The following is a 5,301-nucleotide window of genomic DNA, read 5'->3' on the forward strand; positions in this document are numbered from 1 at the left end:
CTTGTGACAAGCACAAGAAGTAGCGTTTGCTGCGCAAACTTAATTCTCGGGTTTTCTGTGAACTTTGTTCACAAAAAGCACCTCGCGGAACGTTACCATTGAACAGTAACAACTCAATGTAACAACTCAAATGCTTTTTCCTTGCATTTTAAGCCTGAATCATGTATATTCTTTTTAATACATAAAAAAGGAGTGAATATAGTTTGGATTCAAGTGTCCCTATACAGGCGGTCACCATACTGATTCTGGTGCTGTTGTCCGCCTTCTTTTCCTCTGCGGAGACATCCATGACGGCTGCCAACCGCATTCGGATCCATTCCCTGGCTGAACAGGGAAACAAGCGAGCCATTATCCTGGAAAAAATAATTTCCAATTCTGGAAAAATGCTCAGTACAATTTTAATCGGAAACAACATTGTAAACATTGCAGCCTCTTCCCTTGCTACCACTTTTACCATGAAAGTATTTGGAAGCATGTATATCGGCGTGGCTACCGGCGTTATGACATTGCTGGTACTTCTGTTTGGCGAGATCACCCCGAAGACCATTGCCACACTGAAAGCGGATGATCTGGCGCTCACCTATGCCAGACCTATATATGCGCTTATGACAGTACTGACCCCGGTTATTTTCATTGTGGGAAAACTGGCTAACGGCATTCTTTTCCTCCTTCGTGTTGACCCCAATGCGAAGAAAGACACCATCACAGAGCATGAGCTTCGTTCTATGGTAAATGCAGGGCAGGAAAACGGTGTTATTGAGCGGGAAGAAAAGCAGATGATCTATAATGTGTTTGATTTCGGTGATTCTGCTGCCAAAGATGTAATGATTCCCAGAATTGACATGACTTTTATTGACGTGAATTCCACTTATCAGGAACTTATGGATATTTTCAAAGAAGATATGCACACCCGTTTTCCTGTTTATGAGGATAACACAGACAATGTGATTGGAATTATCAATATTAAGGATCTTCTTCTCTATCCGGAAAATGAACCGTTTTCTATCCGTAAGATTCTCCGTGAGCCTTATTTCACTTATGAATATAAGCGTACCACAGATCTTATGATGGAAATGAGAAAAGCTTCCGTAAACCTTGCAATTGTTCTCGACGAATACGGCTCCACTGCCGGTCTTGTCACTCTTGAGGATCTTCTGGAGGAAATCGTAGGTGAAATCCGTGATGAATATGACGAAGATGAGGAAGAACCGATCCGTGAGATTCAGCCTGGACGGGAGTATGAAGTTCTTGGTTCTGCCAAACTGGATGATGTCAACGAAGCACTGGGTACCAAACTTGAATCAGAGGACTACGATTCTGTAGGCGGATATATTATTGAACAGCTTGACTGCCTCCCACGCGAGGGCGAATCTGTCACTTTGGAAGACGGCATGCATCTTGTTGTAGATGAACTGGATAAGAACCGTATTGAACTGGTGCATATCTGGCTGCCAGAGCATAAAGAAAATCCAGAAGCTGCTGACGCATAAATGAATCTGTCATACTGCTGATTTTTTCATAATCTGCAAGCCTGCAAATGCCGGTATTTCCGGTAGATTTCAATTGTAAAAATCCGAATGTTTCCAAAACGGATCATTCGGATTTTTCTTATCTCACCGATTTCCCAGCATTAAACAAAACTGCTTGACAATCCTGTCTATTTCGCCGGTAACAGCCTCCACACCAGTTTCTGTTTCTCTCCAGTTCTCCCTGGTAATTCCATCCGGGCAGGCCGGACATACCATAATTACCGTCTCCGGATATAAAAGCTGATAATACATCAGTGATCTTCTGGCATGGTAAGTTTTGCAGCACAGAATCGCTTTTTTCACCTGAATTTTGTGAAGGTCTGTCACCTGCCTGGAAAAAATTGCATTTTCATAGGTAAAGGTAGCCTGATTCTCCATCAGAATAGCCTCTTCCGGAACTCCGTTTTTCAAAAGTACATTTTTCAGGAATTCCCATTCCGTCTCATAATCTCCGCCATATATTTCTTTTTTTGACTGCACACCTGCAAATTTGCCAAGTGTAATACTGTATCTTCCGCTTGGCAAAATATAGGGGGCATATCCTTCTCTATATAAAGAAGCTGCTTTTTCTGCCATATCCGGGAAACCATTTCCCGGCACGAAAATGATATCTGCTTTTTCCGGCTGGCTCTCGGCAAAAACAAACTCCTCCACATTTTTCATAAATTCATTATAATTCACGCTTTTGTTCCTTCTTTCTGCCAGAGGACTTTCCCCTGCACTTATGATTTTCCATTATAACTTTTTTTCCTGCTTTTTTCTACTTTCTTTTCACTTCGTCACAATCAACGTACAGTACCCATCCTCCCGCAATTTCTGTTCCATACGGATAGCATTATCCAGCTGTAAAAATGCACCTACCTGAACCTTATAAAGTTCTCCATCCTGCAAAATATATGCCGGATAACCTTTTTCCTGAAGCAAGTAAAGCATTCGATCCGCATTTTCCCGTTTGCGAAAAGCTCCAGTCTGTACACGGTAATACAAAGGTTCTTCACCCTGCTGCTGATCCAGAGTTCCAAGAATCGCCCCGGCAATAGCCTGCGCGATCTCAGCATTTTTTTCATCATAAAGCTGATTATCTTTGTCAGAATTTAAAAATCCAGTTTCAATAAGCAACGCCGGCATTTTTGTTTTTCGCAGCACAACAAGGCCCGGTCTTGCCTGGACTCCAATTTCACGGAATCCCAATTCGCCCAGAGCACCTACAATATTCTGTGCCATTTCATACTTAATTCCGTTTTTATCATAAACCAGCACTTCTACACCATTATACTGATTCACCTCAGGGCTGCTGTTCCTGTGAAAAGAGATAAAAAAATCCACTTTTGCCTCATTTGCCAGCCTTGCCCGCTCAAAAGGAGAAATGTAATCATCTGTAGTTCTTGTATATAAAACATCAACTCCGTTTTCAGACAGAATTCTTCCAACCTCCATAGCCAGAGCAAAATTGTCATCTTTCTCTCTGCGCCCTTTATATACCGCTCCCGGGTCGTTGCCGCCATGTGCTGATTGTAGTTTACGCAAATTGTGATATGTATTCCCCAGTATATATGGGGAGTTAGAAATGTATTGAGATTAGATAGCCTTTTTCTCCAAGTCCTCACAGTAAACGCTTGAAAATAAATGTTCCAGCTCATTTCCGAAGTTGTATGAGATTTTAAGTTTGCGGTTTTCATAAACTGTTATCTGGTCTATCATTTCCACAATAATATCTCTGTCTAATTCTTCAATGTCTTTCAGTTCCAACAACCGCCTTAACCACGGTGTTTCAAAAACATCTTCTGTTACACTTTCCTTTTTCTTTTCTTCCAGCGTTTCAATCTGTTTGGAGTAAAGCATTTCTTTTTGTTGATAGTCCTCTCGATAAGAAAGAAATTCTTCTTTAGAAATCAGTTCGTCTTTGTAATCTTCATAAATTGACTTTTTCAACTTCTTCACTCTTTCAAGCTCTGCTTTTAACTTTGTCAATTCTATGTCTGTTGATTTTCTAATTTTTGTTGCTGTGAAAGATTGTGATTTTACAAGTTCCTGCAAGTTCTCTACATTGCGGATAATCTGCTTTAAATCTCCCAGCACAATATCATTCAATACTTGAAACGGGAGCGTGTGCGGAGTGCAATAATCTTTTCCACTTCTTTTGTAAGTTCCACAATAGAATGAATAGGACTTACTTCCGTCAGCACGTCGCCAGAAATTTTTCATCATTGCCCGACCACAATCGCCACACTTGATAAAACCTGCAAAGATATTTTTATTTGTTTCTAAATCAATATCCCTATGTTTTTTCGTCAGCAGTTTTTGTACCTTATCCCACAGTTGACGGTCTATAATCGGTTCATGTGTATTTTCAACCCTTATCCAGTTTTCTTTCTCAACTGGACGCTGTTTGCTTCTCATACGTTGATGTTTCTTTCCTTGTACCATATTTCCAATATAAAGCTCATTTTGTAACATCACTTTAATCGTGGAATACGTCCAATAAGAAGTTTTCTCTAAACGGTTGCAATTTTTGTAATTTTCGCCGTTGAGCTTTTTATATTCCGACGGACAAAGGATACCCTCTGCATTTAGTATTTTGGCAATGCTTTGTTTTCCTATTCCTTGTGCATACATAGTAAATACTCTTTTTACAACTTCGGACGCATATTCATCAATCACAAGTTTATTTTTATTTGCAGGAGATTTCTTATAACCATAACTTGTAAAAGCTCCGATAAATTCTCCTGCTTTCTGCTTTGATTTTACAGTCGCTTGAATTTTATTAGAAATATCTCTGGCATACTGTTCGTTGAATATATTTTTAATAGGAAGTAACATATCGTATGCCTGCTTCATACTATCAATATTATCTGTTACAGAAATAAAACGAACATTAAGCTCTGGAAATATTCTTTCCAAATATCGCCCCGTATCAATGTAATCTCGTCCAAAACGGGAAAGGTCTTTTACAACAACACAATTTACCTTGTTATCTTCAATGTCAGCAATCATTCTATGAAAGTCTGGTCTATTAAAATTCGTTCCCGTAAAACCGTCATCAATATAAACATCATATAAGATAAAGTCATCATGCTTATTCACATATTCTGTTAAAAGTTTTCTCTGATTTCCTACACTATCGCTTTCTTCCTTATCTCCGTCCTCTCGTGATAATCTGATATAAATAGCTACGTTAAATAAGTTTGAACCTTTTTGATAAATCATTTTTCCACCTATTCAACTGCCGTACCTATGATAATATTATACCATAAAGTACGGCTTCTTTCCATTGTTTTCAAGGGTTTTACCCTCTTGATAGTCCTTTTTTTACATGAGATTTCACGATACGGACAAGCAATTCCTCTACGGAAAATTTACCTAAAAATTCCCGTTCTACGATATATTGTGCAGGTTCTTTTTTAGCCAAGTTATCAGCCCCCTTAGTCAGCTATCTATTCTCAACATACGCACATAGGCTTATCCAATATGCGTATTTTTCACAATGTTACAGAAGCAGACAGACGGCTTTGGAAAGCTCCGTTAGTATCTCAACTATTCCCATTCTTGTGGGCAGAACCGCACCATGCGGACGTATCATTATTCTGTGAGGATAGGTCGTGGCAAAACGACTTTTCCAACAGTCGCTCTCGGATCACTGCGTGGGTCGCTCGCTTTCTTTTGAAAAGGTCGTGGCGTACAGTCCCCGTGGCTCACTATCTCACAAACGTATCTGTCTGCTTTATTCAGTTGTCAAAGAGCTGTGGCGAAAGCGTGTTGCTTTCATGTAAAA

At 39.8% G+C, this 5,301-nt stretch carries 5 protein-coding genes; 1 reads left to right on the plus strand and 4 read right to left on the minus strand.

Features of this window, described 5'->3' with window-relative positions; translation table 11 throughout:
• Window positions 1–203 precede the first annotated feature (203 nt).
• On the plus strand, window positions 204–1,490 hold the full coding sequence (locus AB5642_RS19435; RefSeq protein WP_173718300.1) for an HlyC/CorC family transporter: 1,287 nt from the start codon (window positions 204–206) through the stop codon (window positions 1,488–1,490).
• A gap of 123 nt (window positions 1,491–1,613) precedes the next feature.
• Here the strand turns inward: AB5642_RS19435 and AB5642_RS19440 are convergent, their stop codons facing one another.
• The 4 genes from AB5642_RS19440 to AB5642_RS19455 form a co-directional block, all read right to left on the minus strand.
• Window positions 1,614–2,210, minus strand: coding sequence for a YdcF family protein (locus AB5642_RS19440; RefSeq protein ID WP_330590207.1), 597 nt, complete (start codon window positions 2,208–2,210; stop codon window positions 1,614–1,616).
• A 90-nt stretch (window positions 2,211–2,300) separates the two neighbouring features.
• Window positions 2,301–3,056, minus strand: coding sequence for an N-acetylmuramoyl-L-alanine amidase (locus AB5642_RS19445; protein ID WP_173718299.1), 756 nt, complete (start codon window positions 3,054–3,056; stop codon window positions 2,301–2,303).
• 51 nt (window positions 3,057–3,107) lie between these two features.
• Complete coding sequence (locus tag AB5642_RS19450) at window positions 3,108–4,736, minus strand: recombinase family protein (RefSeq protein WP_173718298.1); 1,629 nt, start codon at window positions 4,734–4,736, stop codon at window positions 3,108–3,110.
• Between the two features lie 79 nt (window positions 4,737–4,815).
• On the minus strand, window positions 4,816–4,938 hold the full coding sequence (locus AB5642_RS19455) for a hypothetical protein (protein ID WP_002323371.1): 123 nt from the start codon (window positions 4,936–4,938) through the stop codon (window positions 4,816–4,818).
• Between the last annotated feature and the right edge of the window lie 363 nt (window positions 4,939–5,301).

This window comes from Ruminococcus sp. 1001136sp1_2201st1_G3_2201SCRN_220225, from assembly GCF_040924365.1.
Classification (GTDB): domain Bacteria; phylum Bacillota; class Clostridia; order Lachnospirales; family Lachnospiraceae; genus Blautia_A; species Blautia_A faecis.

Coding starts and splice junctions, on each gene's coding strand:
- AB5642_RS19450 (WP_173718298.1), bottom strand. CDS start 4,736: ATGATTTATCAAAAAGGTTCAAACTTATTTAACGTAGCTATTTATATC.